Source organism: Streptomyces tremellae (assembly GCF_039540215.1).
Lineage (GTDB): Bacteria > Actinomycetota > Actinomycetes > Streptomycetales > Streptomycetaceae > Streptomyces > Streptomyces tremellae.
Map to the genome: position 1 here is coordinate 1 of NZ_BAABEP010000166.1, position 629 is coordinate 629.

The 629-nt window shown below is 66.9% G+C and carries 1 protein-coding gene; it reads right to left on the reverse strand.

Features of this window, described 5'->3' with window-relative positions:
* Positions 1–629, reverse strand: a 629-nt coding sequence (locus ABEA77_RS33850) for an IS3 family transposase (RefSeq protein WP_345655995.1), incomplete at both ends; no start/stop codon positions are given.

Consider the following 629-nt stretch of genomic DNA (forward strand, 5'->3'; position numbering starts at 1 on the left):
CGGGTGGCCCACGGCCGGCGGTCGAGGACGTTCTTCTGTAGCAGCGCGAAGAACGATTCCATGGCGGCGTTGTCGCCGCACGCACCAACGCGTCCCATCGAGCCGACCATCGCCTGACGGCCCAGGGCATGGACGAACTTCCGTGAACGAAACTGCGATCCGCGATCGCTGTGCACTATGCAGCCGGCCACCTGATCGCCGGCCGCGGACCGGCGGGCGACGGCGGAGCCGAGTGCGTCGACGGCGAGACGGGCCTTCATCCTCGAGTCGATCGAGTAGCCGACGATCCGGTTCGAGTGCATGTCCTTGATCGCACACAGGTAGAGCTTGCCCTCGCCGGTGTGATGCTCGGTGATGCCGGTGAGCCACAACAGGTTCGGGGAACCTGCGGTGAAGTCTCGGGCGACGAGATCGTCGTGGACCGGCGGGCCGGAGCGGATGGTCTTGGTGCCACGCTTCTTGCCGAACGAGGACCACCACTTGTTCGCTGAGCAGATCCGCCAGGCCGTCCGAGCCGCCATCGGTTGGCCGGCGTCGGCGGCCTGGTCGACCAGGAACCGATACCCGAACTCGGGGTCGTCGCGGTGGGCGTCGAAAGTCCCCCATGCCGCGGCGTCGACAAATGCTGA